At 61.4% G+C, this 4,014-nt stretch carries 1 protein-coding gene; it reads left to right on the top strand.

Going from position 1 to position 4,014, the window contains the following annotated elements; all coding sequences use genetic code 11:
* Positions 1–4,014 (top strand): immunoglobulin-like domain-containing protein (locus tag D6877_RS27375; protein ID WP_347233440.1); only part of this gene is annotated, 4,014 nt, incomplete at both ends.

The raw sequence follows: 4,014 nt of genomic DNA, 5'->3' as shown, positions 1-4,014 counted from the left end.
CGACTTCTGTCACCGACGTTACCGACACCACCAGTCTCTCGCTCAGCGCCAGCAACTCGGTGGCTGAAGGTGGCCAGATCACCTACACGGCGACCTTGACCAACGCCGCTGGCTCGCCAGTGACGGTGACCTTGTCGAACGGCGCTGTCATCACCATCAAGGCTGGCGAAACAACCGGCACCGCAACCGTTCCTGCACCATCCGATGACGTCTACAAAGACGCCGGTTCCGTCCAGGCAACGATCACCAGCGCTACCGGTGGCAATTTCGAAAACCTGGTACCGAGCACTGCTCCAGCGGTGACGACAGTCACCGACACCATCGATACCTCGACCGTCAAACTGACCGCCGATACGTCGGTCGCCGAAGGCGGCACCGTGACTTACACCGCCACCGTCGGTGCGCCAGTTACCGGTTCTCCTGTCGTCGTGACATTGGCTAACGGCCAGACCATCACCATCGGCGTCGGTCAGACTACTGGCACTGCAACTGCTGTTGCTGCGAACGATGCGTTGGCCGGTAATGCTCCGATCACCAACTCGATCACTGGCGTGAGCGGTGGCAATTTCGAAGATCTGGTTGCCGACAAAACTCCAGTTTCGACTTCAGTCACCGACGTTGCCGACACTACAAATCTGTCGCTGAGTGCGACCGGCTCCGTGGCTGAGGGCGGCTCGATTGTTTACACCGCCACACTGACCAACGCCGCTGGCTCGCCTGTGACAGTCACCTTGTCGAACGGCGCCGTGATCACCATCGACGCCGGCAAGACCACCGGCACCGTGAACGTTCCAGCGCCAGCTGACGACGTCTACAAAGACGCCGGCTCCGTCCAGGCAACGATCACCAGCGCTACCGGCGGCAATTTCGAGAACCTCGTTCCGAGCACTGCTCCGGCCGTGACGTCTGTCACCGACACCATCGACACCTCGACCGTCAAACTGACGGCTGATACGTCGGTGGCCGAAGGCGGCACCGTAACTTACACCGCCACGGTTGGTGCGCCAGTCACCGGCTCGCCTGTGGTCGTGACTCTGGCCAACGGTCAGACCATCACCATCGGCGTCGGTCAGACCACTGGCACTGCAACTGCTGTTGCTGCGAACGATGCGTTGGCAGGTAATGCTCCGATCACCAACTCGATCACTGGCGTAACCGGTGGCAACTTCGAAGATCTGGTGGCGGACAAAACACCGGTTTCGACCACTGTTACGGATGTCAACGACACCACCAATCTGTCGCTCAGCGCCAGCAACTCAGTGGCCGAAGGTGGCCAGATCACCTACACCGCGACCTTGACCAACGCCGCTGGCTCGCCTGTGACAGTCACCTTGTCGAACGGCGCCGTGATCACCATCGACGCCGGCAAGACCACCGGCACCGTGAACGTTCCAGCGCCAGCTGACGACGTCTACAAAGACGCCGGCTCCGTCCAGGCAACGATCACCAGCGCTACCGGCGGCAATTTCGAGAACCTCGTTCCGAGCACTGCTCCGGCCGTGACGTCTGTCACCGACACCATCGACACCTCGACCGTCAAACTGACCGCTAATACGTCGGTGGCTGAAGGCGGCACTGTGACTTACACCGCCACCGTTGGTGCGCCAGTTACCGGTTCGCCTGTGGTCGTGACCTTGGCCAACGGTCAGACCATCACCATCGGCGTTGGCCAGACTACTGGCACTGCAACCGCTGTTGCTGCGAACGATGCGCTGACTGGCAACGCGCCGATCACGAACTCGATCACTGGCGTGACCGGCGGCAACTTCGAAGATCTGGTTGCGGACAAAACACCTGTCTCGACTTCTGTCACCGACGTTGCCGACACCACCAACCTGTCTCTGAGTGCGACCGGTTCCGTGGCTGAAGGCGGCTCGATTGTTTACACCGCGACATTGACCAACGCCGCTGGCTCGCCAGTGACCGTGACCCTGTCGAACGGTGCCGTGATCACCATCAAGGCTGGCGAAACCACTGGCACCGCAACCGTTCCGGCCCCTTTCGATGACGTCTACAAAGACTCCGGTTCCGTCCAGGCGACGATCACCAGTGCCACCGGCGGCAACTTCGAGAACCTGGTACCGAGCACTGCTCCAGCCGTGACGACTGTCACCGACACCATCGACACGTCAACCGTCAAACTGACCGCCGATACGTCGGTGGCTGAAGGCGGCACCGTGACTTACACCGCCACCGTCGGCGCTCCGGTTACCGGTTCGCCTGTCGTCGTGACATTGGCCAACGGCCAGACCATCACCATCGGCGTTGGTCAGACTACTGGCACCGCAACCGCTGTTGCTGCGAACGATGCGCTGACTGGCAACGCCCCGATCACCAACTCGATCACTGGCGTAACCGGTGGCAACTTCGAAGATCTGGTGGCGGACAAAACTCCGGTTTCGACTTCTGTTACGGATGTTGCCGACACCACTAACCTGTCGCTGAGTGCGACCGGTTCTGTGGCCGAAGGTGGTTCGATTGTTTACACCGCTACGCTGACCAACGCCGCTGGCTCGCCTGTGACCGTCACCTTGTCGAACGGTGCCGTTATCACCATCAAGGCTGGCGAAATCACCGGCACCGCAACCGTTCCTGCGCCAGCCGATGACGTTTATAAAGATGCCGGGGCTGTTCAGGCCACGATCACCAGCGCCACCGGCGGCAATTTCGAGAACCTGGTACCGAGCACTGCTCCAGCCGTGACGACTGTCACCGACACCATCGACACTTCGACGGTCAAACTGACCGCCGATACCTCGGTCGCTGAAGGCGGCACTGTCACCTACACCGCCACCGTCGGCGCCCCGGTCACCGGCTCACCAGTCGTGGTAACTCTGGCCAACGGCCAGACCATCACCATCGGCGTCGGTCAGACCACTGGCACTGCAACCGCTGTTGCTTCGAACGATGCGTTGACCGGCAACGCTCCGATCACCAACTCGATCACTGGCGTAACTGGCGGCAATTTCGAAGATCTGGCTGCAGACAAAACTCCAGTTTCAACTTCTGTCACCGACGTTGCCGACACCACCAACCTGTCTCTGAGTGCGACCGACTCCGTGGCTGAGGGCGGCTCGATTGTTTACACCGCGACACTGACCAACGCCGCTGGCTCACCAGTGACCGTGACCTTGTCGAACGGCGCCGTGATCACCATCAAAGCAGGCGAAACCACCGGCACCGCAACCGTTCCGGCACCTTCCGACGACGTCTACAAAGACTCCGGTTCCGTGCAGGCCACGATCAAAACCGCGACCGGTGGCAACTTCGAAAACCTGGTACCGAGCACCGCGCCAGCAGTGACCAGCGTCACCGACACCATCGACACCACCACCGTAAAACTGAGTGCAACCGCCACAGCGGCCGAAGGCGGCAACGTCGTCTACACCGCAACCGTCGGCGCACCCGTCACCGGTTCGCCAGTTGTCGTGACGTTGGCCAACGGCCAGAACATCACCATCGCCGTCGGCCAGACCACCGGCACCGTAACCGCCGTCGCACCGAACGATGCGCTGACCGGCAACGCTCCGCTGACCAACTCGATCACCAACGTCAGCGGCGGCAATTTCGAGAATCTCGTCGCCGACAAGACCCCGGTCAGCACCACCGTGACCGACACCGTCGACACCACCAACCTGTCGCTGAGCGCGACCGGTTCCGTGACTGAAGGTGGCCAGATCACTTACACCGCTACACTGACCAACGCCGCTGGCTCACCAGTGACCGTGACCTTGTCGAACGGCGCCGTGATCACCATCAAGGCTGGCGAAACCACCGGCACCGTGAACGTTCCAGCGCCAGCTGACGACGTCTACAAAGATGCCGGCACCGTGCAGGCGACCATCAGCAGCGCCACCGGTGGCAGCTTCGAAAAACTGGTACAGAGCACCACGCCAGCGGTGACCAGCGTCACCGACACCGTCGACACCACCACTGTCAGCATCACCGGCAGCAGCTCGGTGACCGAAGGCCAGACCGCCAGCTACACCGTCAGCCTCAATCACCCGGCGCAGA

The organism is Pseudomonas sp. Sample_9 (genome assembly GCF_004307535.1).
Lineage (GTDB): Bacteria > Pseudomonadota > Gammaproteobacteria > Pseudomonadales > Pseudomonadaceae > Aquipseudomonas > Aquipseudomonas mercuritolerans.
This window is presented reverse-complemented; position numbering and strand designations above follow the sequence as displayed.